At 73.4% G+C, this 26,357-nt stretch carries 23 protein-coding genes and 1 rRNA gene; 11 read left to right on the top strand and 13 right to left on the bottom strand.

Annotation, left to right across the window (positions count from 1 at the left end; all coding sequences use genetic code 11):
* Window positions 1–8: 8 nt before the first annotated feature.
* Entirely contained in the window at window positions 9–323 is a 315-nt protein-coding gene (locus tag Sfr03f_RS18560; protein WP_359289183.1) for a MarR family transcriptional regulator, read from the top strand.
* Here the strand turns inward: Sfr03f_RS18560 and Sfr03f_RS30305 are convergent.
* From Sfr03f_RS30305 to Sfr03f_RS18545, 3 genes are all read right to left on the bottom strand, one after another.
* Entirely contained in the window at window positions 310–831 is a 522-nt protein-coding gene (locus Sfr03f_RS30305; protein ID WP_159105673.1) for a hypothetical protein, read from the bottom strand. The two genes, Sfr03f_RS18560 and Sfr03f_RS30305, sit on opposite strands and share 14 nt — an antisense overlap.
* 175 nt (window positions 832–1,006) lie before the next feature.
* Window positions 1,007–1,801: an ABC transporter ATP-binding protein gene (locus Sfr03f_RS18550; RefSeq protein WP_108955093.1), complete on the bottom strand. Its 795-nt coding sequence runs from the start codon at window positions 1,799–1,801 to the stop codon at window positions 1,007–1,009.
* A gap of 7 nt (window positions 1,802–1,808) precedes the next feature.
* Window positions 1,809–2,729, bottom strand: coding sequence for an ABC transporter permease (locus Sfr03f_RS18545; protein WP_245967638.1), 921 nt, complete (start codon window positions 2,727–2,729; stop codon window positions 1,809–1,811).
* A gap of 148 nt (window positions 2,730–2,877) precedes the next feature.
* On the opposite strand from Sfr03f_RS18545, the gene Sfr03f_RS18540 reads away from it, so the two are divergent.
* A complete protein-coding gene (locus tag Sfr03f_RS18540; RefSeq protein WP_108955091.1) occupies window positions 2,878–3,603 on the top strand; it encodes a TetR/AcrR family transcriptional regulator in 726 nt (241 codons plus the stop codon).
* 266 nt (window positions 3,604–3,869) lie between these two features.
* Here the strand turns inward: Sfr03f_RS18540 and Sfr03f_RS31270 are convergent, their stop codons facing one another.
* The gene (locus tag Sfr03f_RS31270) at window positions 3,870–4,199 is read right to left on the bottom strand and encodes an Rv3235 family protein (RefSeq protein ID WP_308216734.1); all 330 of its coding nucleotides are present in this window, start codon (window positions 4,197–4,199) and stop codon (window positions 3,870–3,872) included.
* Between the two features lie 474 nt (window positions 4,200–4,673).
* Here Sfr03f_RS31270 and Sfr03f_RS18530 point away from each other — a divergent pair, with 474 nt between their 5' ends.
* Together Sfr03f_RS18530 and Sfr03f_RS18525 are read left to right on the top strand one after the other, a co-directional pair.
* Window positions 4,674–5,189: a DUF6912 family protein gene (locus tag Sfr03f_RS18530; protein WP_108955090.1), complete on the top strand. Its 516-nt coding sequence runs from the start codon at window positions 4,674–4,676 to the stop codon at window positions 5,187–5,189.
* Between the two features lie 71 nt (window positions 5,190–5,260).
* Complete coding sequence (locus tag Sfr03f_RS18525; protein WP_245967664.1) at window positions 5,261–5,923, top strand: HAD family hydrolase; 663 nt, start codon at window positions 5,261–5,263, stop codon at window positions 5,921–5,923.
* A gap of 224 nt (window positions 5,924–6,147) precedes the next feature.
* Here Sfr03f_RS18525 and secA read toward each other — a convergent pair whose 3' ends face one another.
* Window positions 6,148–8,958, bottom strand: a complete 2,811-nt coding sequence (secA, locus tag Sfr03f_RS18520) for a preprotein translocase subunit SecA (RefSeq protein ID WP_108955089.1) — start codon at window positions 8,956–8,958, stop codon at window positions 6,148–6,150.
* Window positions 8,959–9,258: 300 nt separating this feature from the next.
* Here secA and Sfr03f_RS18515 point away from each other — a divergent pair, with 300 nt between their 5' ends.
* A complete protein-coding gene (locus Sfr03f_RS18515; RefSeq protein ID WP_108955088.1) occupies window positions 9,259–9,843 on the top strand; it encodes a GNAT family N-acetyltransferase in 585 nt (194 codons plus the stop codon).
* A gap of 9 nt (window positions 9,844–9,852) precedes the next feature.
* Entirely contained in the window at window positions 9,853–11,058 is a 1,206-nt protein-coding gene (locus tag Sfr03f_RS18510) for a winged helix-turn-helix domain-containing protein (protein WP_108955087.1), read from the top strand.
* A gap of 124 nt (window positions 11,059–11,182) precedes the next feature.
* On the opposite strand, the gene Sfr03f_RS18505 is transcribed toward Sfr03f_RS18510, so the two are convergent.
* The 7 genes from Sfr03f_RS18505 to mtnA form a co-directional block, all read right to left on the bottom strand.
* Window positions 11,183–11,929, bottom strand: coding sequence for a response regulator (locus Sfr03f_RS18505; protein WP_108955086.1), 747 nt, complete (start codon window positions 11,927–11,929; stop codon window positions 11,183–11,185).
* Window positions 11,930–12,145: 216 nt separating this feature from the next.
* Window positions 12,146–12,844 carry a ribosome hibernation-promoting factor, HPF/YfiA family gene (gene hpf, locus Sfr03f_RS18500; RefSeq protein WP_108955085.1) on the bottom strand — a complete coding sequence of 233 codons (699 nt, stop codon included), beginning with the start codon at window positions 12,842–12,844 and terminating at the stop codon, window positions 12,146–12,148.
* Window positions 12,845–13,212: 368 nt separating this feature from the next.
* Window positions 13,213–14,010, bottom strand: coding sequence for a ComF family protein (locus tag Sfr03f_RS18495; RefSeq protein WP_176586661.1), 798 nt, complete (start codon window positions 14,008–14,010; stop codon window positions 13,213–13,215).
* Between the two features lie 116 nt (window positions 14,011–14,126).
* On the bottom strand, window positions 14,127–16,034 hold the full coding sequence (locus tag Sfr03f_RS18490) for an LpqB family beta-propeller domain-containing protein (protein WP_245967637.1): 1,908 nt from the start codon (window positions 16,032–16,034) through the stop codon (window positions 14,127–14,129).
* Window positions 16,035–16,170: 136 nt separating this feature from the next.
* On the bottom strand, window positions 16,171–18,426 hold the full coding sequence (mtrB, locus tag Sfr03f_RS18485; protein ID WP_108955084.1) for an MtrAB system histidine kinase MtrB: 2,256 nt from the start codon (window positions 18,424–18,426) through the stop codon (window positions 16,171–16,173).
* 1 nt (window position 18,427) lies between these two features.
* Window positions 18,428–19,117, bottom strand: coding sequence for a two-component system response regulator MtrA (gene mtrA / locus Sfr03f_RS18480; RefSeq protein WP_281262843.1), 690 nt, complete (start codon window positions 19,115–19,117; stop codon window positions 18,428–18,430).
* Between the two features lie 122 nt (window positions 19,118–19,239).
* Complete coding sequence (gene mtnA, locus Sfr03f_RS18475; RefSeq protein WP_245967636.1) at window positions 19,240–20,340, bottom strand: S-methyl-5-thioribose-1-phosphate isomerase; 1,101 nt, start codon at window positions 20,338–20,340, stop codon at window positions 19,240–19,242.
* Window positions 20,341–20,509: 169 nt separating this feature from the next.
* Here mtnA and Sfr03f_RS18470 point away from each other — a divergent pair, with 169 nt between their 5' ends.
* From Sfr03f_RS18470 to Sfr03f_RS18450, 5 genes are read left to right on the top strand one after another with little or no spacing between them, the layout of a single operon-like run.
* On the top strand, window positions 20,510–21,775 hold the full coding sequence (locus Sfr03f_RS18470; RefSeq protein WP_108955081.1) for a glycerophosphoryl diester phosphodiesterase membrane domain-containing protein: 1,266 nt from the start codon (window positions 20,510–20,512) through the stop codon (window positions 21,773–21,775).
* A 4-nt stretch (window positions 21,776–21,779) separates the two neighbouring features.
* A complete protein-coding gene (locus tag Sfr03f_RS18465) occupies window positions 21,780–22,511 on the top strand; it encodes a DUF4129 domain-containing protein (RefSeq protein ID WP_108955080.1) in 732 nt (243 codons plus the stop codon).
* The gene (locus Sfr03f_RS18460; RefSeq protein WP_108955079.1) at window positions 22,508–23,734 is read left to right on the top strand and encodes a DUF4350 domain-containing protein; all 1,227 of its coding nucleotides are present in this window, start codon (window positions 22,508–22,510) and stop codon (window positions 23,732–23,734) included. The genes Sfr03f_RS18465 and Sfr03f_RS18460 overlap by 4 nt, the downstream gene beginning before the upstream one ends.
* A complete protein-coding gene (locus Sfr03f_RS18455) occupies window positions 23,731–24,747 on the top strand; it encodes an AAA family ATPase (protein ID WP_245967635.1) in 1,017 nt (338 codons plus the stop codon). Before Sfr03f_RS18460 ends, Sfr03f_RS18455 begins: the two co-directional genes overlap by 4 nt.
* Window positions 24,747–26,090 carry a DUF58 domain-containing protein gene (locus Sfr03f_RS18450; RefSeq protein ID WP_108955078.1) on the top strand — a complete coding sequence of 448 codons (1,344 nt, stop codon included), beginning with the start codon at window positions 24,747–24,749 and terminating at the stop codon, window positions 26,088–26,090. The genes Sfr03f_RS18455 and Sfr03f_RS18450 overlap by 1 nt, the downstream gene beginning before the upstream one ends.
* Window positions 26,091–26,211: 121 nt before the next feature.
* Here Sfr03f_RS18450 and rrf read toward each other — a convergent pair.
* Window positions 26,212–26,328 (bottom strand): 5S ribosomal RNA (rrf, locus tag Sfr03f_RS18445).
* Between the last annotated feature and the right edge of the window lie 29 nt (window positions 26,329–26,357).

Here is a 26,357-nt window from a genome sequence, read left to right as displayed (position 1 = left end):
GCGCCGGCATGCGGCACCTGGCCGCCGGCGATCTGGCCGAACGCGCGAACATCACCACCGGCGCGGTCACCGGCGTCCTGAACCGCCTGGAACGCGCCGGCTACGTCCACCGGCAGCCCGATCCGAACGACCGCCGACGTGTCCGTGTCGTCCTGGACGCGTCGGCGGCCACCCGCGTCTTCGCCGTCTACGGCCCCCACTACGAGCGGCTGGGCGCGCTCCTCGCCGGCTACACCCCGGACGAGACGGCCGTCCTCGCCGACTTCTTCGTCCGTGCGCGGGAGGCGATGCAGCACTCCCTCGACGAGATCAGGGAGACGTAACCGGCGCGGTGCGGGTGACGGTGAGCGTCCACTCCACCTCCGCCGGAGCCGTCACGACGGCGGTGCCCGCGCGCTCCGCCCCGCCGATCGCGATCCGGTGCTCGTAGGCGGCGACCTTCCCCTCGTCGCAGCGGTTCCGGACGCTCGTGCCGACGCCGGGCACCCGCACCTCGACCGTCCCGTCCCCTCGGCACGAGACGGTGAGCGTGAGGGCGTCCCCGGGCCGCCCGGACGGGTACGCCAGGCTCGCGTTCCCCCGGTGCTCCAGCTCCTCCGCCGGTTCCTGCTCCTCCGCCGGTTCCTGCCCCGGCTCCAGCTCCGGCGCCGATTCCTGCTCCGGTGCCGGTTCCTGCCACGGCGCGGACCCGGCCGGGCTTGGCCCGCCGTCCACGGCCGCGGGCAGCTCCTTCCCCTCGCCCCACGACGCCTCGCCGGTGCACCCCGCCGCACCCGTCACGACCGCCACCACCATCGCTGCCACCGCCGCGGCACCCCGTCGACCTCGCATCGCGCGCTCCCCCGTTCGTCGAAGAGCCCGAGCGTAGGTCCGTCCCACGGCCGGAGCGCCTCCTCGCCCTGATCCCTGAGCAAGATCTGAGACCGCCGGACAGCGCGGAGGGGCGGCCCGGGGACACATGCACGTGCCCCGAACCGCCCCTCCCGTGGAGCGCCGCGTACTCGGCCTACTTGCCGGTGAACTTCTCGTACTCGCGCATGACGTCCTCGGTCGGCCCGTCCATCCGCAGCTCGCCCCGCTCCAGCCACAGCACCCGGTCGCAGGTGTCGCGGATCGACTTGTTGTTGTGGCTGACCAGGAACACCGTGCCCGCGTGCTTGCGCAGCTCGCGGATCCGCGCCTCGGAGCGCTTCTGGAACTTCTTGTCGCCGGTGGCCAGCGCCTCGTCGATCAGCAGCACGTCGTGGTCCTTGGCCGCGGCGATCGAGAACCGCAGCCGCGCCGACATGCCGGAGGAGTACGTCCGCATCGGCAGCGTGATGAAGTCGCCCTTCTCGTTGATCCCCGAGAAGTCCACGATCGACCGGTACCGCTCCCGTATCTGCTCGCGCGACATCCCCATGGCGAGCCCGCCGAGATGGACGTTGCGCTCGCCGGTGAGGTCCTTCATCAGCGCCGCGTTGACTCCCAGCAGCGAGGGCTGGCCGTCGGTGAAGATCTGGCCCCTCTCCACCGGCAGGAGCCCGGCCACCGCCTTCAGCAGCGTCGACTTGCCCGAACCGTTGGTGCCGATCAGCCCGATCGCCTCACCCCGGTGCGCCACGAACGTCACGTTCTTCACCGCGTGCACCCGCCGCACCCCGGCGGCCCGCTCGACCTTCTCCTTGCGCCGCACGATCCGGCTGAGCGCCGCCGTGGCCGCGCCCCGTCCGCCGCCCGCGCCGTTGACCTTGTAGACGATGTCCACATGGTCGACGACCACCGTGGGGATCCGCTCCCCGGTTGCGTCCGCGAGGTCCATCCGCTGCTCAGCCACGGCCGTAGGTCTCCTCAGCCTTCCAGAAGAAAACGAATCCACCGAGCCCGGCGAGCAGCGCCCACCCGCCGGCGATCAGCCACACGTGGTCCGGCAGCTGGCTCGCGGTGAAGCTGTCGATCAGCGCGAACCGCATCAGGTCGATGTAGACCGCCGCCGGGTTCCACTGCAGGACGTTGAACACCCAGCCCGGCAGGTCGGTGCGCTGCGCCACCTGCGTCAGGCTGAACATCACGCCGGAGGCGTACATCCAGGTGCGCAGCACGAACGGCATCAGCTGCGCCAGGTCGGGGGTGTGCGCGCCGAGGCGGGCCAGCACCATCGCCAGACCGGCGTTGAAGACGAACTGCAGGATCAGCGCCGGCACCACCAGCAGCCAGGACCAGGCCACCGGCACGCCGAAGACCAGCAGGATCACGGCCAGCGCCGCCATCGAGAACAGCAACTGCTGGAGCTGCTGCAGGCAGTACGAGATCGGCAGCGAGGCCCGCGGGAAGTGCAGCGCGCGGACCAGTCCGACGTTGCTCGCGATCGCGCGGGTGCCGGTCATCAGCGAGGACTGGGTGAACGTCCACACGAACACGCCGGTGACCAGGAAGGGCACGAAGTCCGGCACGCCGTGGGAGGTGCCCATCAGGACGCCGAAGATGAAGAAGTACACCGCGGCGTTCAGCACCGGCGTCAGCACCTGCCAGAGCTGGCCCAGCTTGGCCTGGCTGTACTGGGCGGTGAGCTTGGCGGTGGAGAAGGCGGTGATGAAGTGCCGCCGCGCCCAGAGCTGCCGGACGTAGCCGGTCAGGGTCGGGCGGGCCCCGCTGACCGTGAGACCGTGCCGGGCGGCCAGCGCCGGAAGGTCCCCGTGGTCGGGAACCGCCGGGCCGGCGGCGTGCGGTGCGTCGAGAACCTGGCTCACATCCGCGGCCTTTCGTCGAGCGGGAGAGTTGGCGACGTTACGACGGAACGGGACCGTATCGTCGTCCGCGCGGCCTGAGCCTAGGCCGGGAACACGTCGCAACGCAACCGTCCCGTCGTGACGACGCGTGCGCCCTATGCTGGATCGCATGACTGACGCCGAAGCCGTCGAAGCCGCTGGGGCAACCGGGGCCGCCGGGGCCGGGGCCACCGAGGCCCCCGGATCCGCAGGTACCGCGGGGTCCGCGGAGGCTGCGGGTCCCGCCGGGGGCGGCTCCGCGCCGCGCCGCAGGGCGCCGGCCGGCGCGGCGGTGCTGCGCGAGGACGTGACGCAGGCCATCCGCTCGGCGGTGCTGGAGGAGCTCGCGGCGGTCGGGTACGCGCGGACCTCCATCGAGGGGGTCGCCCGCCGGGCCGGGGTCGGCAAGACGGCGGTCTACCGGCGCTGGCGGGGCAAACTGCACCTGGTCCTGGACATCGTCTCCGCGCTGGCCGTCGAAGGGCTGCCCGCGCCGGACACCGGGTCCCTGGAGACGGACCTGCGGCTGCTGTACGAGTTCACCTCGCGCGCCCTGCGGCACCCGGTGGCCTCGCAGATCATCCCGGACCTGCAGGCGGAGGCCGCCCGCAACCCGGAGATCGACGAGGCGCTGCGCAAGGCGGTGCGGTCGGGGCAGGAGAGCGTGGCGCTGCGGATCCTCGCGGCGGCGGTGGAGCGGGGCGAGCTGCGGCGCGGCCTCGACGAGGACATCGCCCTCGACCTCATCACCGGCCCCCTCTACTGGCGCACCGTCATCCTCCGCCAGCCCCGCCTCCCCAAATCCCACCTCCCCACCCTCACCCGAGCCACCACGGCCGCCCTCAAGTCCCTCTGACGCCGGGACCCGGCAGTTGGACCTGGACGGCACTCCCGTCCCGCCCTGCGGGCAGTCGCGCCGCCGGGGCGGGACGACCGGGTGCGGGCGGCGCGTACGCACGTGACGGTCCGCCCCACCCGTGGCCAGGTCTTTCCCGGGAAGGGGGGTGGTCGGGGGACAGAACCAGCACCGTCACCCGGGCCACCCACCCCGTCACCGCGGCGGAGGAGCGGCCGGACCGCAGAGACCCTGCCGCCGCCCCCCGCGCAGGGGACCCGCAACCGTCAGGGCCCCGCGTCGATCGCCACGCACCGCCACCGCCGGTCCTCCCCCCGCTCCAGCCGGAAGGCCAGCGCCCGCACCCTCTCCCCCGCACCCACCCGCACGAACACCTCGAGCGCCCCCGCCCGGGCCACGTAGTAGCCGATGTCCCGCACCACCGGCCGGACCCCGCCCCGCGTCCGCAGCACCCCCCGTTCCGCCAGACGCGCCAGGTCGTCGTAGGCCCGGCCCACCGTGTGCCGCAGCATCGAGTGCACCGGCAGCTGCCCGCTCAGCACCCCCACCAGCCGCTCCGCGAACACGTCGGTCGGCCGGTCCGAGGGCGGCGCCACCCGCCGCCCCGCCCCACCGGCCCGGGCGCCCGCCCTCTCCCCCGCGGTGACACCGGAGCCGCCCCCACCGCCCGGCCGCCGCGCGTCCCTCCGCCCCGGCGGCCGCCGCCGTCCCACCACCGCGCCCCCGGGCCGCTCCCCGGCCCCTCCGCTCCGCACCCTCGTCATGACCTTGTTCACGAACTCATCCCCGTTCCGCGAGAGACATACCGGCGAGTAACCCCGCTGTGGATCTTGTAGAGCCGCCCTCACCGCCGGGCAAAGACCGACACGAGGCCCGCGACCGCCCCCGCGATTCACCTATCCGGCCCCATCACCCCGCCGAGGCCGTGCGGACGGCCGCCCCCGCCCGCTCCGGCCGCGCCGCTGCGCGGGCTCCCCACGCCCCTGCCGTCACCCCGAAAGGGGACCGCCCCCGCACGTCGGACGTATCCTGGGCTGACCCCTCGTCCCCGACCGAAAGCGGCGGCCCGCATGCGCGTCTACGTACCCCTGACCCTCCCCGGGCTCGCCGAGGCGTACCGGACGGGCGAGCTGGGCGGGGAGCGCGTCACCGTCTACGCGGCCACCCCCGCGCTGAGCGACTGGTACGAGTCCGAGGACTCCGAGGAGCTGGAGTACGCCGCCCTGGGCCTCGCCGCCCACGCCTCGCTGCGTCTGCTGGCCGCCGACCCGGCCGCGCCCCGCCGCCGCGTCGTCGTCGCGGTGGACGTGGCCGACCGCGCCGTGGACCTGGCCGCCGAGGAGATGGGCGAGGCCCTCGTCCCGGGCCCCCTGCGGGTGGCCAAGGCCGCCTCCGTGCACGTCGACGCGCAGAGCGCCGAGCGGGACGTCACCGCCGCCGCGGCCGCGCTGGACGCCGCCGACAAGGACGACGTCGACGCGCAGAACACCGTGGACCTGGCCGACGAGCACGACCTGCTGTGGTTCGCCACGCAGGAGATCCCCGCCCTGATCGACGGCGCGGGCACGGAGGACGAACGCGCGTGACCGCCATACCCCCACCCCGCTCCACGACGGCCCCCGGCACCGGCGACGGCTCCACCGGGCCCCGCCCGCACATCGTCTGGGACTGGAACGGCACCCTCTTCCACGACCTGGACGCGACGATCGCGGCCACCAACGCCGCCTTCACCGAGGTCGGCCTGGCGCCCATCACGCTGGAGCAGTACCGCACGCTCTACCGCGTCCCGGTGCCCCGCTTCTACGAGCGGCTGATGGGCCGCATGCCCACCCAGCGCGAGTGGGAGGTGATGGACGGGCTGTTCCACCACCACTACAAGACCCACGTCACCGCCTGCGACCTCGCCGAGGGCGTCCGCGAACTGCTCCACGGCTGGCACGCGGCCGGCCGCAGCCAGTCGATCCTCAGCATGCACGGCCACGACGAACTCGTGCCGCTGGTCCGCGACTTCGGCATCGAGCCGCACTTCCTGCGCGTCGACGGCCGCGACGGCCCCTCCGGCGGCACCAAGGCCGAGCACATGGTCCGCCACCTCGCCGCCCTCGACGCCCACGGCGTGCGCCCCGACACCACCGTCGTCATCGGGGACGCCCTCGACGACGCGCTGGCCGCCCGCAGTGCGGGGGCGAGCGCGGTGCTGTACACCGGCGGCTCCCACAGCCGGGCCAGCCTGGAGGAGGCCGGCGTACCGGTCGTGGACTCCCTCACCGAGGCGGTCTCCCTGGCGGAACACCTGGCCGACCGCCTCGCACAGCCCTGACCGGACCAGGGCCCAGGCGCGCCTCCCTGACCGGGCCGGGGCCAAGTGCGCCTCCCTGCGCGGCCCCGTCCCGAGCGCGACGCCTCCCTGACCGGAGCCGGGCCGAAGCGCGCGTTCCTGTCCCCGCCGGGGCTCCGACGCCGGACACACCACGAGGGGCCGGGTGCTGTGCGCACCCGGCCCCTCGCTCGCACCGTCCGGCGGTCACCCGCCGTGCGGCGGTGTCACTTCTTGCGGCGACGCCCCGCGGCCTTCTGCTGCTTGCGGCGCTCGGCACGCGTCAGGCCGTCCGCCTCGGACCGCACCGGCTCGCCGTCGCTGGTGAAGTCGCCCTCGACGACCCCGCCCTCGCCGTCGACCGTCGGCGCCGAGAAGTGCAGCCGGTCCGGCCGCTGCGGCGCTTCGAGGCCCTTGGCACGGATCTCCGGGCGGGCGCCCGCCGGCACGGCGTCCTGCTTGGACAGCGACGGCGCCTCGTCGGAGACCGGGACCTCCTCGACCTGCTGCTCGACCTGGACCTCCAGGTTGAACAGGTAACCGACGGACTCCTCCTTGATGCCCTCCATCATGGCGGTGAACATGTCGAAGCCCTCGCGCTGGTACTCGACCAGCGGGTCCTTCTGCGCCATCGCCCGCAGGCCGATGCCCTCCTGCAGGTAGTCCATCTCGTACAGGTGCTCACGCCACTTGCGGTCCAGCACCGACAGCACGACCCGGCGCTCGAGCTCACGCATGATCTCGGAGCCCAGCTGCGCCTCGCGGGCCTCGTACTGCTCATGGATGTCGTCCTTGATGGACTCGGAGATGAAGTCGGCGGTCAGACCCGCACGCTCGCCGGCCGCCTCCTCCAGCTCCTCCACGGTGACCTTCACCGGGTACAGCTGGCGGAACGCGCCCCACAGACGGTCCAGGTCCCAGTCCTCGGGGAAACCCTCGGCGGTCTCCGCGGAGACGTACGCGTCGATGGTGTCGTTCATGAAGTGCTGGATCTGCTCCTGCAGGTCCTCGCCCTCCAGCACCCGGCGCCGCTCGCTGTAGATGACCTCACGCTGGCGGTTGAGCACCTCGTCGTACTTCAGGACGTTCTTGCGCGCCTCGAAGTTCTGCTGCTCGACCTGCGACTGCGCGGAGGCGATGGCACGGGTGACCATCTTGTTCTCGATCGGCACGTCGTCCGGCACGTTCGCCATGGACATCACGCGCTCGACCATCTGCGCCTTGAACAGGCGCATCAGGTCGTCGCCCAGCGACAGGTAGAAGCGGGACTCGCCCGGGTCTCCCTGACGGCCGGAGCGGCCGCGGAGCTGGTTGTCGATACGGCGCGACTCGTGCCGCTCGGTACCGAGGACGTAGAGGCCGCCGAGGCGCTCCACCTCCTCCTTCTCCGCCTTGACCGCGGCCTCGGCGCGCTCCATGGCGGCCGGGAGGGCGGCGGCCCACTCCTCGATGTGCTCCTCGGGGTCGAGGCCCGCCTGCCGCAGCTCGGCCTCGGCGAGGTCCTCGGGGTTGCCGCCGAGCTTGATGTCGGTACCACGGCCGGCCATGTTGGTGGCGACGGTGACGGCGCCCTTGCGGCCGGCCTGGGCGACGATCACGGCCTCACGCTCGTGGTGCTTGGCGTTGAGGACCTCGTGCTGCACGCCGCGCTTGGACAGCTGCTGCGACAGGTACTCGGACTTCTCGACCGAGGTGGTGCCGACCAGGATCGGCTGGCCCTTGGCGTGCTTCTCCGCGATGTCGTCGACCACCGCGTCGAACTTGGCGACCTCGGTGCGGTAGATGAGGTCCGACTGGTCCTTGCGGATCATCGGCCGGTTGGTCGGGATCGGCACCACGCCGAGCTTGTAGATCTGGTGGAACTCGGCGGCCTCGGTCATCGCCGTACCGGTCATGCCGGAGAGCTTGCTGTAGAGGCGGAAGAAGTTCTGGAGGGTGATCGTGGCGAGGGTCTGGTTCTCGTCCTTGATCGGCACCCCCTCCTTCGCCTCGATCGCCTGGTGCATGCCCTCGTTGTAGCGGCGGCCGGCGAGGATACGGCCGGTGTGCTCGTCGACGATCATGACTTCGCCGTCGATGACGACGTAGTCCTTGTCCTTCTTGAAGAGTTCCTTGGCCTTGATGGCGTTGTTCAGGTAGCCGACCAGCGGGGTGTTCACCGACTCGTAGAGGTTGTCGATGCCCAGCCAGTCCTCGACCTTGGCGACGCCGGACTCGTGGATGGCGACCGTGCGCTTCTTCTCGTCGACGTCGTAGTCGCCGGTCTCCGACAGGCCCTTGAGCGGGTTGCCGGCCTCACCCTTCTTCAGGCGGGTGACCAGCTTGGCGAAGTCGGCGTACCACTTGGTGGCCTGGTCCGCCGGACCCGAGATGATCAGCGGGGTACGGGCCTCGTCCACGAGGATCGAGTCGACCTCGTCGACGATCGCGAAGTTGTGGCCGCGCTGGACCAGCTCGTCCTTCGACCACGCCATGTTGTCGCGCAGGTAGTCGAAGCCGAACTCGTTGTTCGTGCCGTAGGTGATGTCGCAGGCGTACTGCGCGCGGCGCTGGGCCGGCGTCATGTTCGCCAGGATGCAGCCCACCTCGAGGCCGAGGAACTTGTGGACCCGGCCCATCATCTCGGAGTCGCGCTCGGCCAGGTAGTCGTTCACCGTGATCAGGTGGACGCCCTTGCCGGAGATCGCGTTGAGGTAGGCGGGCAGGGTACCGACGAGGGTCTTGCCCTCACCGGTCTTCATCTCGGCGACGTAGCCGAGGTGGAGGGCGGCGCCGCCCATGAGCTGCACGTCGTAGTGCCGCTGGCCGAGGACGCGCTTGGCGGCCTCGCGCACGGTGGCGAACGCCTCGGGGAGCAGGTCGTCCAGGCTCTCACCGTCCTGGTACCGCTGCCGGTACTCGTCGGTGAGGGCCCGCAGCTCGGCGTCGGAGAGGTTGACGAAGTCCTCTTCGATGGAGTTGACCTGGTCCGCAATGCGGTGCAGTTTGCGCAGGATCTTGCCTTCGCCTGCACGCATGATCTTCGAGAGGACGGACACGGGGGCTGGTCTCCTTGCCGGTCGGGCCTGGGACGGTCGCTTGCTGGTACTGCTGAGCAACGGCCATCGTATGCGAGGACCCCGCCACGCCGGGAGGTCTGGCTTCGCCCCGGTGGAACGGAGGGCCGCGCGACGAACGGCAGCCGCGAGCTGCTTCCACCAGGACACAACGTGCGGGAGCGGCCGATAGTGCCGCGCGGGACGACCGAATTGCCGGAAAACGGCGTCCCGCGGGCCCCGATATCACTGTGGGCGAAAATGCTGTGGCCCCCGCCGTCCCGCGGCCCGCACAATCGGTCGATGGAACCGGTCACCCTCAGCACCGCACGCCTGCTCCTGCGTCCCCTCGGCCCGGGTGACGCCGGCGCCGTCCTCGCGGCCTGCCAGGACCCGGAGATCCGGCGCTGGACCGGCGTCCCCTCGCCCTACCTGGCCGAGCACGCCCGTGCCTTCGCCGGGAAGGCCGCGCCGGCCGCCTGGGCCTCGGACACCGAGTACGTCTTCGGCGCCTTCCTCGCCGACCCCGGCCGACGGGGCGGCGCGGGCGACCTCGCCGCCTGCCTCGGCCTGAAGACGCGCGGCCAGGACACCTTCGAGCTCGGCTTCTGGGCGGTGAAGGAGCACCGCGGCCGCGGTCACGTCACCGAGGCCGCCCTCGCCCTGTGCCGCTGGGCCTTCGACGCCCTCGGCGCGGCCCGCGTCGAATGGCGCGCGGGGGTCGGCAACGATGCCTCCCGCGCCGTCGCCGACCGGTGCGGCTTCGTCCACGAGGGTGTGCTGCGCCAGGCCGTCCTCAGCGGCGGCGTCCGCCACGACGCCTGGATCGCCTCCCTGCTCCCCACAGACCTCGACGAGCGGACCCCGGCTGTCGGCGCCGCCCTCTAAGGTGCCGTCATGGCCCTCTTGTCAGCGAGTTCTCGTCCTCGTCCCGTCGCCGAGCTCTCCGCCGACGAGGCCCGGCGTATCGCCCTGCGCGCCCAGGGCCTGCTGGGCGCCCCCGACCGTCGAGGGGGCGTGCGCGGCATACTCCGGCACCTCGGCGCGGTCCAGCTCGACACCATCTCCGTGCTCGCCCGCTCCCACGAACTCGTCCCCTACGCACGCCTCGGCGCGGTGGGCCGCGGGACCGTGGAGTCGGCGTACTGGGGCCGCGACGGCGACGGCCGCCCGCACTCCTTCGAGTACTGGTCGCACGCCGCCTGCGTGCTGCCCGTCGAGGAGTGGCCGCACTTCGCGTTCCGCCGCCGCGCCTACCGGGCCCGCCCCATGTGGGGCCACGAACTCCCCGAGGGCGCCTACGCCCAGGTGATCGAGCAGCTGCGGTCGGAGGGCCCGCTGACCGCCACGGAGCTCGGCGGCGCCAAGCGCACCAGCGAGTGGTGGGACTGGTCCGCCTCCAAGGTGGCCGTGGAACGCGCCCTGATGTACGGCGAGGTGGTCTGCGTCGAGCGCCGCGGCTGGAAGCGCGTCTACGACCTCGCCGAACGCGCCGTGCCCGAGGCGCTGCTGCACGACGAGCTGGACGACACCGAGTGCGTGCGCCGCCTGGTGGCGCAGGCAGGGCGGGCGCTGGGCGTCGGCACCCGCTCGGACATCGCGGACTACCACCGGCTGCGCGCCGACCAGTTCGACGCGGTGGTCGGCGACTCGGGTCTGGTCCCGGTCACCGTCGAGGGCTGGGGCCGCCCGGCGTGGGCGGACCCGCAGGCCCTGGAGACGCCGCCGCGCGGCCGCCACCGCACCACGCTGCTCTCGCCCTTCGACTCCCTGATCTGGGAACGCGCCCGCACCGAGCGGATCTTCGGCTTCACCCACCGGCTGGAGGCGTACACCCCCAAGGCCCGCCGGGTGTACGGCTACTTCGCCATGCCGGTGCTGGCGGGCGGGCGCCTGGTCGGCAGGGTCGACCCGGCGCGCTCCGGCCGCACCCTGGTGGCCCGGCAGGTCTCCCTGGAGGGTCCCCGAGCGGTGCGGGACGTCGCCCGCGCCCTGCTCGAGGCGGCGAGCTGGGTGGACTGCACCGACGTGCGGGTGGAGCGGATGGACCCGCCGGAGCTGCGCGAGGCCCTGGTCGCCGAGCTCGCGGCGCTCACGGCCTGACCAGCGGCCGGCGAACCCACGGCGGCGGGCCCGCGGGGCGCGACGGGACGCCGGCCTTGGCGGGACGCCGGCCTCGGCGGGACGGAAGGGCCGCGCGGCGGGCCCGGCTGGGCGGGCCCCGCCGTCAGCGGATCTCGAGGATCTTCTCCCGCATCGCGTAGACCACGGCCTCCATCCGGGAGTGCAGCTGCAGCTTCTCCAGGATGTTGCGCACGTGGTTCTTCACGGTGTTCTCGGAGATGAACAGCTCCTTGGCGATGTCCCGGTTGTTCATCCCGGTGGCGACCAGCTTGAGCACCTCGAGTTCCCGGTCGGTGAGCCGGGGCGCCGGGACCAGCCGCCGCTCGTCGGTGCGCTGGATCATCGACTTGAACTCGGTGAGCAGCTTCGACGCCATCGAGGGGCTGATCTGCGACTGGCCGTCGGCGACCGCGCGGATGGCGGTGGCCACCTCGTCGGTGGAGATCTCCTTGAGCAGGTAGCCCGTGGCGCCGGCCTTGATCGCGTCGTAGAGGTCGGCCTCCTCGTCGCTTATCGTCAGCATGATGATCTTGGCGCTCGGGGCGACCTCCTTGATGGAGGTGCAGGCCTCGATTCCGCCGCGGCGCGGCATCCGGACGTCCATCAGGATGATGTCGGGCAGCAGGTCGGCCGCCTTGTCGACGGCCTCCGCTCCGTCTCCGGCCTCACCGACGACCTGGATGTCCTCCTCCGCCGCCAGCACGATCTCCAGGCCACGCCGGAAGAGCGCGTGATCGTCCACCACCAGGACCCGGATGGGCTCCTCGCGCCCTCCGTCCGCGGCCGGTTCGGTGCCGGGCATGCTGTCGCCGGCGCCCCCGTTCCGCATCGGTCCGAAGGTGTCCGCCATCGTTCCTCCCCCATGGAGCTGAGGCCTGTCCAAGCCGCCGCCCGGTCAACATGCGGCGGTGAACAGCCCGTTGGGCCGTGCCGCCATGATTCCATGCCCGGACCGGCGGCGGGTCGATGACGTCACCGCGCACGTGGCGCGGGGGCGCACACAGGTGCCCCTGAGGGGCGCGTCGCGCGCGCCCTCCAGGGGCACCTCGGGCATCACCGGGCGGCTTCAGCCGCCGAGCGTCCCGCCTGCGTCGGGGGAGGGCTCGCCGCCCGCCACCATCGGATCGGTGCGGAGGTGGATCACGCCGTAGTCGTAGGCGTGCCGCCGGTAGACGACGCTGGGCTCCTTGGTCTCGGAGTCGACGAAGAGGTAGAAGTCGTGGCCGACCAGCTCCATCTCGTAGAGCGCCTGGTCGAGGCTCATCGGAGCGGCCACGTGGTTCTTCTCGCGCACCACCAGCGGCCCGTCGCCCTGGATCTCGAGGGAGCCGATGCGCTTGGTGGGCACGGGCTCGGGCTCTTCGACGGAGGGCACCACCGCACCCGTGGCGTCGAGGGTCGCCGCGTCGGGCACGTGGGCGGCCACCTCGGCCGCGGGGACGCGGCCGGCGCCGCGCCGGTTGTAGCGCTTGTCGTGCTGCTTGCGCAGCCGGGCGCCCAGCTTCTCCGCCGCCAGGTCGAGCGCCGCGTACGGGTCGGCGGCGGAGGCCTCCGCCCGGATCACCGGACCGCGGGAGCGGAGCGTGATCTCGACCCGGTCACTGCGGTCGGCCTGCCGCGGGTTGGGCTCCTTGGACACCTCGACGTCGAGGCTCATCACCTTGCCGTCGAGCTTCTGGATCTTCTCCAGGTTCAGCTTCTCGGCCACGTGCTTACGGAACCGCTCGGGCACCTCGGTCTTGCGGCCCTTGACGACGATGTCCACGCAGAACTCCGTTCCCGGATCGCCCGCCTCACCGGCGGATCATCTCCCATTAGCACCAGGTTCCGGACTCTCTCCGGAACCTCGGACTCGGTGACTCCACCTCCTCCTCCCCCACGGGCGCGTCATCCGTCCCGGGGAGGCCGGGACGGGGCAGTGGCCCCGCGGCTCGGCATTGCGACAGGAGGGGCATGGCCTGCGCCTTTTCCCTCACTACCGAACATATCTCGCTCGGCCGGATGTCGTCACCCGTTACCGCCACATACCTCCGTTCAAGCAAATTAACCCTGCCGTATCCCCTGGTCACCGCCCGTGCAGTTGAGCGATTCAACCAAGGGGAGGCATTCGGAGAATTTCCATCAGTTCCGGTTTCAGTCGAAGAAAAGTGGTGACGCCGCAACGACCGCCGCTGCAAAGGGAACGCACGTTCCCTTCCTTTCCGCGGTGCTCCGCAGAACACGCGCCGCCTCGGCGACAGAGGCCCCGGTGGTCGTCACGTCGTCCACCACCAGCAGCCGCCCGGCCGCCGCAAGCAGCGCCTCGCCGCCGGGCCGGAGCTCCAGGGCACCGTCCAGGTTGGCCAGCCGCCCGGCCGCGTCCAGGCCCGCCTGGTCGGCCACGGCCCGCCGCTGACGGAGCACCGCCGCGGTCCGCGCCGGCGTCCCCGACCTTCGCAGCACCCCCGCCGCCGCGAGCGCGATCCGCCGCGCCGGGTCGTGCCCGCGCACCCGCACCGCCCGCCGCGCCGACGGCACGGGCACCAGCACCACCGGCCCGTCACCCGCAGCCTGCCCGTCGGGCGGGTCCGGCCCGTCGGGCGGGACCCGCCCCTCGCGCAGGGCGGCACGGACCGCCACGGCCAGCGCCTCGCCCAGCGGCGCGGCGAGCGGCAGCGCACCGCGCTCCTTGTGGGCCAGCAGGACGGACCGCACCGCGTCGGCGTACGGCACGGCCGCCCACACCGGCGGCAGCCCGCCGGGCGCGCCCCGGGGGCGCACCGGCCTGGGCGAGCCCCGCGCCAGCGCCCGCCGGCATCTCTCGCACAGCGTCGACCGCGGCGCCCCGCAGCCCGCGCACTCCCCGGGCAGCACCAGTTCGGCCAGCGCCCGCCACCAGTCCCCCGGGCCCGTCAGGCCCGCCGGTCCCCGCACGTTTCTCATGTCGTCCATGGGGCCACTGTGCGCCAGCGAACGGATCGGCGTGCACGCCTGTGGAAAACCCGCGAGGGGCGCGGACGAACGTCACCCGCATCCCTCGCCCCTGTGGAAAACTCCAGGCCCGCCTCTCAGCCGGGATATACCGGACTCATGGCCTTCCTGACGATCTGTTTCCACTGCGCCCCCGACGGCAGCCGGACCAGCCCGTCGGTCCCGGAGAACGCCGTCAGCGGCGATTCCTCGTCCTCCGACGCGGCGATCTCCCGCACGCCCGACAGCGCGGCCGGCGCCACGCCGGTGACGGCCGACCCGTCGACGCGGACGTACCGCATCTGCTGGACGCCGCCCTGCTCCCGCCCGGCGACGACCAGCCGGTCGGGGCCCGCCCAGGACATGGCGGCGACGTCCTCGAAGCGCGGCGCGACGGCCCGCGGGTCCACCACCGACACCAGCAGCCGGTTCTTCGTGCCGTCCTTGCCGTGCCGCCGGTCGATACGGCCGATCCACAGCGACCGCTTCTCCTCCTTGGCGACGACCAGCGCGATCCGCACGCCGTCGGCGGCCACCCGCACGGCCTCCACCCGGCCCTCCAGCTCCGGGACCGAGACCTCCACGGGCTTCCCGGTACCGCCGGGCAGCATCAACAGCCGCGGGTCGCCGGGCTCCCGGTCGGCGATCCACAGGTCCCCGCGGGCGTCCCAGCTGGGAGCGGTCAGCCGGTCGCTCTCCGAGCTGCCCGTGCTCTTCAGCACCGGCTCCCCGGGGTTCTCGCCGTCCGCGGCCAGGGGTCCGACGTACAGCCGGCTCCCGTCCAGGTGGACACCCGCCACGGTGTGCTCGTCCCGGGACACCGCCACCGACCGCAGCGGGACCGTGCCGGTGCCGAAGACGCCGGGCACCGGCTCCACCCCGGCTGCCTCGGCACGCGCGGCGTCCTCGGCCGCGGTGTCGCCCGGCGAGGCGGACGGGTCGGCGTCCTGGCCCGCGGCGCCCTGGCCGGTGTCCTGGCTCGCGTCCTGGTCCTCCGCATCCTCGGACTGCGCGGAGGTCGCGTCGTCGGGCTCCGGCACGTCCTGGTACTCGGCGTCGATCCGCACCAGGCGGTGCTCGCCGTCCACGAAGTACAGGTACTCCGGCGGGTTGCCGGAACCCCGCGGCGCGTAGAGCTCGGTCCGCTTCTCGTCGATCCCGCACAGACGCCGCTCGCCGGACTTCAGCTCGACCGACTTCACCCCGGTCGGCGAGTAGCCCTGCAGGGTGAGGAGCGTCTGGGCGGCCATCATCTCGCAGGCGTTGTGGTCCGCGGCCCGGGCGGCGGCGTTCAGCGGGACGGTCAGCTTCCCCTCGTCGTCGGGGGTGAGCGAGGTGACGCCGTCACTCAGCGCCGTCCCGGACGGGAAGCGGGTGCGCACCGCGGGCGAGAGCCAGCCGGTGGGTCCGGCGAGCAGCGCGCGCACGATGCCGGTCAGCGGGTCCACCTTGCGCACCTGCACCGGATCGGCGACGGCGTGCTGACGGCCGCCCCCGTCGGCGGTCGACGCGGGGAAGTAGTAGCGGCTGACGGAGGAGTAGTTGCGGTGGAAGTCGGACTGGCCCATCACGATGCCCTGGGGCAGCCGGTCGATGCGCCACTGCCCGGACCTGGCGTCCCGGCGGAGGGTGACGACCTCGTGGTACTCGCCGTCGGCCGGCGCGTAGGCCTGCTGGGCGTCCACCGCGGCCACCCGGCTGCCGGAGAGCGTGTAGGTCAGCTCGTCGGCGTTCTTCTCCCACCGGTCGGAGCGGCTGGGCTCGGGCACGGGACCGTTCGCGAGGACGGTCGTCGACAGCTCCGGACGCCAGGTGCGGGCGGAGCGGGTGGTCAGGTACTTGCGCGCGGTCTCGTACCCGAGGTCGTCGCTGGTGAGCGCCTCGAGGAATCCGCGCACGATCTGGTCGGGCCTGGCGTCCTCACGCGGCGGCACGGCGAAGACCCGCACCTGCGCGTCCTGCCGCTGGCTCAGCTGCACGTCCCGCAGGTCACCGCCGTCGGGCATCGAGGCGCATCCGGCGAGCAGCACGACGCCGCACGCCGCTGCGACCGCCGCACGCCCCGGTCCCCGACGGCGGGCCGCACCGGCCCCTCCGTCGACCCTGCCGGCCCGTTCGGCCCGTTCGGCCGTGCCAGAGGTGTCAGCCCCCACGAGTCGCCTCTTCCTGCTCCGCCGGTGCTCCCGGCCGTGATCCCCACCGGTCCGGGCCCGCCGTGTCCGCCCCGCGGTCGGCGGAGCGGTGCCCGGCGCCCTCTGCGGCTTCCGCGACGTCCACGGCGTCCGCCGCGGTGCCGCGCGCCACGTTGGCGCCCGCCGACGGGCCGTCGTTCCCCTGCCCGCCGTTCCCCCGCGTGTCCTTGGCCTGCCGGTCCTTCGCCTGCCTGTGGTCCGCCCGGCCGTCCACCCCGTCCTCAGTCACGGCGGACGAGGACCGGCCCTCGGTGACCGACGACCTGCCTTCGGCGGACGACGACCGGCCCGCGGTGGGCTGCACCGGCACCGACGGGCGGGACACCACCCGCGCGCTGTCGCCCGGCAACGCCGCCGGGTCCGCCGCCGGACCGGGCCGCCGGGCCACGGGCGTCCCCCGCGGCGGCAGCCGGTCACCGACGGGCTGCACCGGCACCGCGGCCCGGCCCCCGCCGTGCGCCGACGACGAGGTCACCCCGTCCACGGCCACCGGCTGCTGCGCCCGCGCCGCCTCACGGGCACGGCGGGACTGCCGCGAGTCACGCGGCTCCAGCGGTATCGGGGAACCACGCAGCGGCTCGTCCGCGGTACGCGGCAGGGTCAGACGGAACTGCGAGCCGCCGCCCGGCTCGCCCCACGCCTGCAGCCAGCCACCGTGCAGCCGCGCGTCCTCCAGGGCTATCGACAGCCCCAGACCGGTGCCACCGGTGGTGCGGGCCCGCGCCGGGTCGGCCCGCCAGAAGCGGCTGAACACCCGGGTCGCCTCGCCCGGCTTGAGACCCACGCCGTAGTCGCGGACCGCGACGGCAACGGCGCCGCCCGCCGAGGCGAGCCGCACGACCACGTCCTTGCCCTCGCCGTGCTCGACCGCGTTGACGACCAGGTTGCGCAGCACCCGCTCCACACGCCGGGCGTCGACCTCGGCGATGACCGGCTGCCGGTCGCCCACCACGCGTATCCGGGTGCCCTTGCGCTCGGCGAGCGGCTCGGCGCCGCCCACCACCCGCCGCACCACGTCCCGCAGGTCGGTCGGCTCGGCCTCCAGGGCCGCCGCGCCCGCGTCGAACCGGCTGATCTCCAGCAGGTCGGCGAGCAGCGACTCGAACCGGTCCAGCTGGTCCGTCAGGAGCTCCGCGGAGCGCGCGGTCACCGGGTCGAAGTCCCCCCGGGCCTCATGGATGACGTCGGCCGCCATCCGCACGGTGGTCAGCGGGGTGCGCAGCTCGTGCGAGACGTCGGAGACGAACCGGCGCTGCATCCGCGACAGGTCCTCGAGCTGCTGGATCTTCAGCTGCAGGTTCTGCGCCATCTTGTTGAAGGCCTCGCCGAGCCGGGCGATGTCGTCCTCGCCGGTGACCTTCATCCGTTCCTGGAGCCGGCCGGCCGACAGCCGCTCGGCGACGCCGGCCGCCATCCGCACCGGCGTGACCACCTGGCGCACCACCAGCCAGGCGATGGCGCCGAGCAAACCCACCAGGAACACCCCGGCGGTCGCCAGCGTGCCCTTGACCAGGCTCAGCGACTTCTCCTCCTGGGTGAGCGGGAAGAGGAAGTACAGCTGGTACGGCTCACCCTCCGGGTCGATGATCTGCTTGCCGATGACCAGCGCCGGCTGGGAGGGCCTGGCCTCCTTGTAGACGACCCGCGTGTAGCTCTGCGCGGCCGCCGAGCTGTCCTCGAGGCGCTGGCTCAGGGCCTCGGGTATGGACGCCTCGGGCTCGACGGTGCCCGAGGAACGGGGACTGCCGAACGTGTCGGCGACCGGCAGGATCACCACGTCGTACGCGCCCTGGCCGCCGCTGGACAAGGACTCGAGCAGGTCGGTGGTCCACGGGATCGGGCCCGATCCGGCCACCTCGCCCTCACCCGGCATCTCGGCCGCCCCGGTTCCGGACGCCTTGCCGGCCTCCTCGTCGGCACGCGTCTTGGCCGCGGCGAACCCGCCGGCGGCCTGACTCTGCGCCGCGCTCACCTTGGCGTCCAGCAGGCCGTTGCGGACCTGCCCGATCACCACGAAACCGAGCAGCAGCACCACGCCGAGGGACATCAGCAGCGTGGTGACGATCACCTTGAGCTGGATGTTGCGCCGCCACAGACGTATGACGGGCAGCAGCGGCCGGCGGACCCAGCGCAGCAGCAGCCTCAGGACGGGACTGCCCTGGACGCCGCCCTGCAGCAGCCCGCCCGCGAGCAGAGCCCCGGGCATGTCAGCTCGGCCCCGCCTTGTATCCGACGCCACGCACGGTCACCACGATCTCCGGGCGCTCCGGGTCCTTCTCGACCTTCGAGCGCAGACGCTGCACATGGACGTTGACCAGGCGGGTGTCGGCGGCGTGGCGGTAGCCCCACACCTGCTCCAGGAGCACCTCGCGGGTGAACACCTGCCACGGCTTGCGGGCGAGCGCGACCAGCAGGTCGAACTCCAGCGGCGTCAGCGCGATGGCCCGGCCGTCCCGCTTCACCGAGTGCCCGGCCACGTCGATCACCAGGTCGCCGATGGTCAGCTGCTCGGGAGCGGGCTCCTCCGACCTCCGCAGCCGCGCCCGGATGCGGGCGACCAGCTCCTTCGGCTTGAACGGCTTCACCACGTAGTCGTCGGCGCCGGACTCCAGGCCCACCACCACGTCGACGGTGTCGCTCTTCGCGGTCAGCATCACGATCGGCACGCCGGACTCCGCCCGGATCTGCCGGCAGACCTCGATGCCGTCCCGACCGGGCAGCATCAGGTCCAGCAGCACCAGATCGGGCTTCGCCTCCCGGAAAGCGGCCAGCGCCTTGTCGCCGTCGGCCACGAAGGCCAGCTCGAAGCCTTCTCCACGCAGCACGATCCCGAGCATCTCGGCCAGTGCGGTGTCGTCATCGACGACAAGGACTCGTCCCTTCATAAACCACATCATCCCATTCCGATAACGGTGACCGGGACGCTTGGTGAGCGAGGTCACGTGTGTCCGTCACCGCTGTCGGTGTCCGGGACAAGCCGTTCGTACGACGAACCGTACGCGCTGCGCGCCGCCGGACCTTACGCGCCGCCCTGCAACGCGGCAATCCCCTCCGCCGTCACCGGCGACAGCACGCCCCGCTCCGTCACGATCGCCGTCACCAGCTCCGGCGGCGTCACGTCGAACGCCGGGTTGTAGGCCTGCGTCCCCAGCGGCGCGACCACCACGCCCGCCACTTCGGTGACCTCCCGCCCGGCACGCTGCTCCACCTCGACCGACGCCCCGTCCGGCGTGTGCACGTCCACCGTGGTCCACGGCGCCACCACCACGAACGGCACGTGGTGGTACCGCGCCAGCACCGCCAGCGGATACGTCCCCACCTTGTTGGCGACCGAGCCGTCCGCCGCGATCCGGTCCGCCCCCACCACCACGGCGTCCACCTCCCCGGCCGCGAACAGCGAGCCCGCCGCGTTGTCCGCGAGCAGCGTGTACGCCATCCGCTGCCGCGCCGCCTCCCACGCCGTCAGCCGCGCGCCCTGCAGCAGCGGCCGCGTCTCGTCCACCCACAGCCGGCGCAGCCGCCCCACCCGGTGCGCGGCCAGCGCCACGGCGAAGGCCGTGCCCTCACCGCCCGACACCAGCTCACCCGTGTTGCAGTGCGTCAGGATGCGGTGCCCGCCGCCCGGCCGCAGTTCGTCCAGCAGCGTCAGCCCGAGCTCCGCCATCCGCTCGGAGGCCCGCGCGTCCTCCCGGTGCAGCGCGCGCGCCGCCTCCAGGGCCGCCTTCGCCGCGCCGTCCGGGCCGCCGCCCGCGGCCAGCGCCGCGTCGTACGCGGCCTTCGCCCGCCTCACGCCGGCCTCCAGGTTCGCCGCGGTGGGCCGCGCGCCCGCCAGCGCACCTGCCGCCTGCTCCACGTCGAAGCCGCGGGCCGCCGCCAGCGCCACCCCGTAGGCACCCGCAATCCCCAGCAGCGGAGCCCCGCGCACCGCCAGCGAACGGATCGCCCCGACGAGCGCGGCGGCGTCCGTACAGGTCAGTTCCGACTCCTCGGCCGGCAGCCGTGTCTGGTCCAGGAGCACCACCACCGGCCCCTCCGGGGGCTCCTCCCAGCGAAGCGCCGGGATCATGGGTATGCCGTCGGTCCGTCCGCTGCCGCCAGGTCGCACGCCGTGATCAGCCATGCCGTCAGTCTTCCCCGAAACGGCCGCGCCAGTGAGGCGATCACAGCCGCGCGCACCGTCCTGTCCCGGTCCCGTCCCGATCGTCCACACCCCGTCCACCCCCGGGCGTGCACATGGCACGATGACCTGACCTGCGCCGCGATCGCGGCAGCACCCTGAAGGAGCGACCATGAACGACTCGCCGGGCTGGACCTCGCCCGGATCCTCTCCGGCCGGCGGCCCCAGCGGCGAGCAGGGGCCCCAGTGGTCCAAGGAGCAGCCCCCGCCCGCCGCCCCGCAGCCGGGCCCCGGCGTGCCGCACCAGGGCGGCCCGTACCAGGACGCTCCCCCGCAGGGCGGAGCCCACCCGGGCGCGCCCCAGCACGGAGCCCCCTACGGCGGCGGACCCTACGGCGGCGCCCCGCCCGGCGGCGCTCCCTACGGCGGTGCCCCTCACGGCCCGCCCGGGCCCGCGTGGGGACCCCCGCCCGCCCCCAAGCCCGGCGTGGTCCCGCTCCGACCGCTCGGCCTCGGCGAGATCCTCGACGGCGCGGTCGCCACCATGCGCACCTACTGGCGCCCCGTCCTCGGCATCTCCTTCGTCGTCGCCCTGATCACCCAGGGCCTGTCGCTCCTCAGCACCCTCAGCGTGCTCGACGAGCTGAACACCTTCAGCTCCGACCCGACCTCCGTCGACAGCTCGGACTTCGCCGGCCTGATGGCCGCGACGGGCGCCGTCTACCTGGTCGCCATGGTCGTCATGCTCCTCGGCACCACGGCGGCCGCCGCCCTGCTCACCCCGGTGATCAGCCAGGCGGTCCTCGGCCGGCCCGCGACGGTCGGCCAGGCGTGGCGGACCTCCAAGCCCCAGTTCTTCCGCCTCGTCGGGCTCACCCTCCTGATCCCGGTGATCCTCATCGCCGTGGTCCTGGGCTGCCTGCTGCCCGGCATCCTCCTGCTGGCCGCCGACGCCCGACCCGCCGGCATCCTGCTGCTGGTGCTCGGCTCCCTCGCCTGCCTCCCGCTGCTGACGTGGCTCAACTTCAAGTGGTCCCTCGCCTCGCCGGCGCTGATCCTCGAGAAGCAGCCCGTGTTCCGGTCGATGAGCCGCTCCGCCAAGCTCGTCAAGGGCTCCTGGTGGCGCATCTTCGGCATCCAGCTGCTCGCCTCGATCATCGCCGGGATGCTCGCCTTCATGGTCCAGGTGCCGTTCGAAGTGCTGGGCATGATCCTCGACGGCTTCTCGCCGGACACGTACTTCAGCGGCGGACTCGACTCGTTCGGGGCGGTCTACTACATCCTCAACAGCATCGGCGGCGTGATCGCCCAGACGATCACCCTGCCCTTCGCCGCCGGCGTCACCGTGCTCCTCTACATCGACCGCCGCATCCGCCGCGAGGCGCTCGACCTGGAGCTCGCCCGCGTCACCGGCCTCGCCCCCGGCACGGGGAGCTGATGCGGTGAGCTGGGCGGGGGGAACGGCCGCGGTTCTCGCGGCCACCGCACACACCACGTCCGACGACGGCCCTCCGGTCACCCTCCCGCGCGACCCCGCGCGGGAGGAGGCCGAGCGCGAACTGTCCAAGGGCGTCTACCACCAGGACGACCCCGGGCTGTTCGAGCGGGCCCTGCGATGGCTCGGCGAAGCCGTCTCCGACCTCTTCGACCGGGCCGCCTCCCTGGCGCCCGGAGGCCACACCGGCCTCTGGCTGCTCCTCGGGGCGGTCGTCCTGCTGCTGGTCCTGCTCGTCGTGCGCCTCGGCCTGCCCGGCCGCCGGCCGGCGGCCACCGCGCAGGACACACTGTTCGCCGACGGCCCGCGCAGCGCCTCCGCACACCGCACGGCCGCCGAGGAGGCGGCCGCCCGCGGCGACTGGACACGCGCCGTCCAGGAACACACCCGCGCCCTGGTCCGCTCCCTGGAGGAACGCACCCTGCTCGACGTCCGGCCCGGCCGCACCGCCGACGAGGCCGCCGCCGAGGCCGGCCGGGTCCTCCCCGGCCACGCGGACCGGCTCCGCACCGCCGCCCGCGACTTCGACGACGTCACCTACGGCGGGCGCACCGCCTCCGAGAACACCTACCGCCGCACCGCCGCCCTCGACGCCGACCTGCGCAGGGCAACCCCCTTGCTCGCCGACGCCACGACCGCCTCCCGCGGCGGCTGGACCAGCCCGGGAGCCGCCGGATGACCACCACCGCGCACCTTCCCGCGGGCGGCACCTCCACCTCGCCCACCACGCGCCAGCTGTGGACCCGTGGCCGAGGCATCCTGCTCGTCCTGGCCGTCCTCGTCGTCGCCGGCATCGTCATGGCCGCGGCCCGCTCGGCGAACAACGGCCCGCTCGACCCCCGCTCCCCCAGCGCCTACGGGGCGAAGGCCGTCGCCGAGGTGCTGGGCGACCACGGTGTCGACACCCGCACCGTCACCACCCTCGACGCCGCCACCTCCGCCCTGGGACCGGACACCACCCTGCTGGTCGCCGTCCCCGACCTGCTCACGAAGGACCAGACCAGGTCCCTGCGGGACGCCGTCAGCGAGACCGGAAGCAACCTGGTGCTCCTGGCCCCCGACGTCTCCACCGGGGCGCTGGCCCCCGGCGTCGCCTCCGACACCACCCCGGCCTTCGAGGACACCGCCGAACCCGCCTGCGCCCTGCCCGCCGCCGAACGCGCCGGCGACGCCGGGACGACCGGCATCCGCTACCGCGTCACCGCGCGGGACGCCGACTCCTGCTACCTCAGCGACGGCCTGCCCACCCTCGTCCGCCTCCCGTCCGACACCGCGACGGAGACCGGCGGCGACACGGTGGTCGTCGGTTCCCCGGCCTTCCTGACCAACGAACGCCTCGCCGAGCACGGCAACGCCTCCCTGGCCCTCGGCCTCCTCGGCTCCCGGCCCGACCTCGTCTGGTACATCCCCTCCCTCGCCGACGTCGCCGAGGCGGGCCCGGCCGGCGAGGACCAGGACGGCATGGCCGAGGTGTCCTCCCTGCTGCCCGCCGCCTGGCAATGGGCCGTCCTCCAGCTGCTGATCGCCGCAGCCGTGGCCGCCTTCTGGCGCGGCCGGCGCTTCGGCCCGCTGGTCACCGAACCGCTGCCCGTGGTCGTGCGCGCCTCGGAGACCACCGAGGGCCGGGCCCGCCTCTACCACGCGGCCAGGGCCCGCGACCGGGCCGCCGAGGCACTGCGCGGCGCCACCCGCCTGCGCCTGGCCCCGCTGACCGGCGTCCCCGCCGCACGCGCCCACTCCGCGGACGCCCTGCTGCCCGCCGTGGCCACCCGCATCGGCGACCCCGCGCGGGCCGCCGCCCTGCAGGAACTCCTCTTCGGCCCGCCGCCCGGCGACGACGCGGCCCTCGTCTCCCTCGCCGACCGACTCGACGCCCTCGAAAGAGAGGTGAGCCGTCCATGACGGACCCGACCGCCGACACCACCCCCGGCTCCTGGCAGCCCACCGCCTACACCACCGCGCCCTCCGGCGACCCGCGGGCCGCCCTGGAGAGCCTGCGGGCAGAGATCGGCAAGGCCGTCGTCGGCCAGGACCCCGCCGTCACCGGCCTGGTCGTCGCCCTGCTCTGCCGCGGCCACGTCCTCCTGGAAGGCGTCCCCGGCGTCGCCAAGACCCTCCTCGTCCGCTCCCTCGCGGCCTCCCTGCGACTGGACACCAAGCGCGTCCAGTTCACCCCCGACCTGATGCCCGCCGACGTCACCGGCTCGCTGGTCTACGACACCCGCAACGCCGAGTTCTCCTTCCAGGCCGGCCCCGTCTTCACCAACCTGCTGCTCGCCGACGAAATCAACCGCACCCCTCCCAAGACGCAGTCCTCCCTCCTGGAGGCCATGGAGGAGCGCCAGGTCACCGTCGACGGAACGCCCCGCCCGCTGCCCGAGCCGTTCCTGGTCGCCGCGACCCAGAACCCCGTCGAGTACGAGGGCACCTATCCGCTGCCGGAAGCCCAGCTGGACCGCTTCCTGCTCAAGCTCACCGTGCCGCTGCCCTCCCGCGACGACGAGATCGGCGTCCTCACCCGCCACGCCTCCGGTTTCGACCCCCGCGACCTCTCCGCCGCGGGTCTGCGTCCGGTGGCCTCCGCCGCCGACATCGAGGCAGCCCGCACCGCCGTCGCGAAGACCACCGTCTCCCCCGACATCACCGCGTACGTCGTCGACATCTGCCGCGCCACCCGCGAATCGCCCTCCCTGGCACTGGGTGTCTCCCCACGTGGCGCCACCGCCCTGCTGTCCACCGCCCGCGCCTGGGCCTGGCTCACCGGCCGCGACTACGTCATCCCCGACGACGTGAAGGCCCTCGCCCTCCCCACCCTGCGCCACCGGGTCAAGCTGCGCCCCGAGGCCGAGATGGAGGGCGTCACCGCGGACTCCGTCATCACCGCCGTCCTCGCCCAGGTCCCGGTGCCGCGCTGATGGCTCTCACCGGACGGGCCGCCCTCCTGGCGGCCATCGGCTCGCTCCCGGTCGCCCTGCTGGAGCCCAGCTGGACGGGCGTCCTCGCCGTGAACGGCACCCTGGCGGCGGCCTGCGCCTGCGACTTCGCGCTGGCCGCCCCCGTCCGGCGTCTGCGCCTGAGCCGCTCCGGCGACACCTCCGTCCGCCTCGGCGACACCGCCGAGGTGACCCTCACCGTCACCAATCCCTCCCGCCGGCCCCTCAAGGGGCAGCTGAGGGACGCCTGGCCGCCGAGCAGTTGGCCGGCCGGCACGCACACCGCGGGTGTGGGCGGAGCGGACACCCCGGGCGGGGACCCCTCACGGCACGCCCTCGACGTACCCCCGGGCGAGCGCCGCAGGTTCACCACCCGGCTGCGCCCCACCCGCCGCGGCGACCGCACCCCGGACCGGGTCACCGTCCGCTCCTACGGCCCGCTGGGTCTGTGGGCCCGTCAGGGCAGCCACCGGGTGCCGTGGTCGGTGCGCGTGCTGCCGCCGTTCCACAGCCGCAAGCACCTGCCGTCCAAGCTGGCCCGCCTGCGGGAACTGGACGGCCGCACCAGCGTCCTCACCCGCGGCGAGGGCACCGAGTTCGACAGCCTGCGCGAGTACGTCCCCGGGGACGACACGCGTTCCATCGACTGGCGGGCCACCGCACGCCAGCAGTCCGTGGCCGTCCGCACCTGGCGTCCCGAACGGGACCGTCACGTCCACCTGGTCCTCGACACCGGACGCACCTCGGCCGGGCGCGTCGGCGACGCTCCCCGGCTCGACTCCTCCATGGACGCCGCCCTGCTGCTGGCCGCCCTGGCCTCCAAGGCCGGCGACCGGGTCGGGTTCCTCGCCTACGACCGCCGCGTGCGGGCCCGCGTCCAGGGGCACACCGCCGACGACCTGCTGGCCTCGCTGGTCGCGGCCATGGCCAACCTGGAGCCCGAACTGGTCGAGACCGACGCGCGAGGCCTCGTCACCACGGCCGTGGCCGCAGCACCGCGTCGCTCCCTGATCGTCCTCCTGACCGCTCTCGACCGGGCACCGCTGGAGGAGGGCCTCCTGCCCTTGCTGAGCCGCCTGACGCAGCAGCACACGCTGCTGGTCGCCTCCGTGGCCGACCCGCACGTCGCCGAGATGGCCGAGGGCCGCGGCAGCGTGGAGGCCGTCTACGGCGCCGCCTCGGCCGCCCAGGCCCGCGAAGAACGCCATCACGTCGCCGAACAACTCCGCCGTCACGGTGTCACGGTCGTCGACGCCGCCCCCGAGGACCTCGCGCCGGCCCTCGCCGACGCCTACCTCGCGCTGAAGGCGGCAGGACGGCTCTAGGAACGCAAAAGAGGGGGGTGCCCGGCTCGGGCACCCCCCTCTTTCTTTGTATCTCCGCGTACAACTTCTCCGGGAATGCAGAAAGCCCCCGCACCAAGGTGCGGGGGCTTTCCCAATAATTGTTCGGCGGCGTCCTACTCTCCCACAGGGTCCCCCCTGCAGTACCATCGGCGCTGTGAGGCTTAGCTTCCGGGTTCGGAATGTAACCGGGCGTTTCCCTCACGCTATGACCACCGAAACACTATGAAACAACAACCGGCAAGTTGG

Origin of the sequence: Streptomyces fragilis, assembly GCF_003112515.1 — a bacterium.
Lineage (GTDB): Bacteria > Actinomycetota > Actinomycetes > Streptomycetales > Streptomycetaceae > Streptomyces > Streptomyces fragilis.
Note: the sequence above shows the minus strand (reverse complement) of the source record. Positions and strands in the feature narration are given on the sequence as shown.

Bases quoted from the DNA above. Each gene is read 5' to 3' on its own strand.
- Sfr03f_RS18560 (WP_359289183.1), top strand. From the start codon at position 9: ATGCGGCACCTGGCCGCCGGCGATCTGGCCGAACGCGCGAACATCACC.
- Sfr03f_RS30305 (WP_159105673.1), bottom strand. From the start codon at position 831: ATGCGAGGTCGACGGGGTGCCGCGGCGGTGGCAGCGATGGTGGTGGCG.
- Sfr03f_RS18550 (WP_108955093.1), bottom strand. From the start codon at position 1,801: ATGGACCTCGCGGACGCAACCGGGGAGCGGATCCCCACGGTGGTCGTC.
- Sfr03f_RS18540 (WP_108955091.1), top strand. From the start codon at position 2,878: ATGACTGACGCCGAAGCCGTCGAAGCCGCTGGGGCAACCGGGGCCGCC.
- Sfr03f_RS18530 (WP_108955090.1), top strand. From the start codon at position 4,674: ATGCGCGTCTACGTACCCCTGACCCTCCCCGGGCTCGCCGAGGCGTAC.
- Sfr03f_RS18515 (WP_108955088.1), top strand. From the start codon at position 9,259: ATGGAACCGGTCACCCTCAGCACCGCACGCCTGCTCCTGCGTCCCCTC.
- Sfr03f_RS18510 (WP_108955087.1), top strand. From the start codon at position 9,853: ATGGCCCTCTTGTCAGCGAGTTCTCGTCCTCGTCCCGTCGCCGAGCTC.
- Sfr03f_RS18505 (WP_108955086.1), bottom strand. From the start codon at position 11,929: ATGGCGGACACCTTCGGACCGATGCGGAACGGGGGCGCCGGCGACAGC.
- Sfr03f_RS18495 (WP_176586661.1), bottom strand. From the start codon at position 14,010: ATGGACGACATGAGAAACGTGCGGGGACCGGCGGGCCTGACGGGCCCG.
- Sfr03f_RS18490 (WP_245967637.1), bottom strand. From the start codon at position 16,034: ATGCCCGACGGCGGTGACCTGCGGGACGTGCAGCTGAGCCAGCGGCAG.
- mtrB (WP_108955084.1), bottom strand. From the start codon at position 18,426: ATGCCCGGGGCTCTGCTCGCGGGCGGGCTGCTGCAGGGCGGCGTCCAG.
- mtrA (WP_281262843.1), bottom strand. From the start codon at position 19,117: ATGATGTGGTTTATGAAGGGACGAGTCCTTGTCGTCGATGACGACACC.
- mtnA (WP_245967636.1), bottom strand. From the start codon at position 20,340: ATGGCTGATCACGGCGTGCGACCTGGCGGCAGCGGACGGACCGACGGC.
- Sfr03f_RS18470 (WP_108955081.1), top strand. From the start codon at position 20,510: ATGAACGACTCGCCGGGCTGGACCTCGCCCGGATCCTCTCCGGCCGGC.
- Sfr03f_RS18460 (WP_108955079.1), top strand. From the start codon at position 22,508: ATGACCACCACCGCGCACCTTCCCGCGGGCGGCACCTCCACCTCGCCC.
- Sfr03f_RS18455 (WP_245967635.1), top strand. From the start codon at position 23,731: ATGACGGACCCGACCGCCGACACCACCCCCGGCTCCTGGCAGCCCACC.
- Sfr03f_RS18450 (WP_108955078.1), top strand. From the start codon at position 24,747: ATGGCTCTCACCGGACGGGCCGCCCTCCTGGCGGCCATCGGCTCGCTC.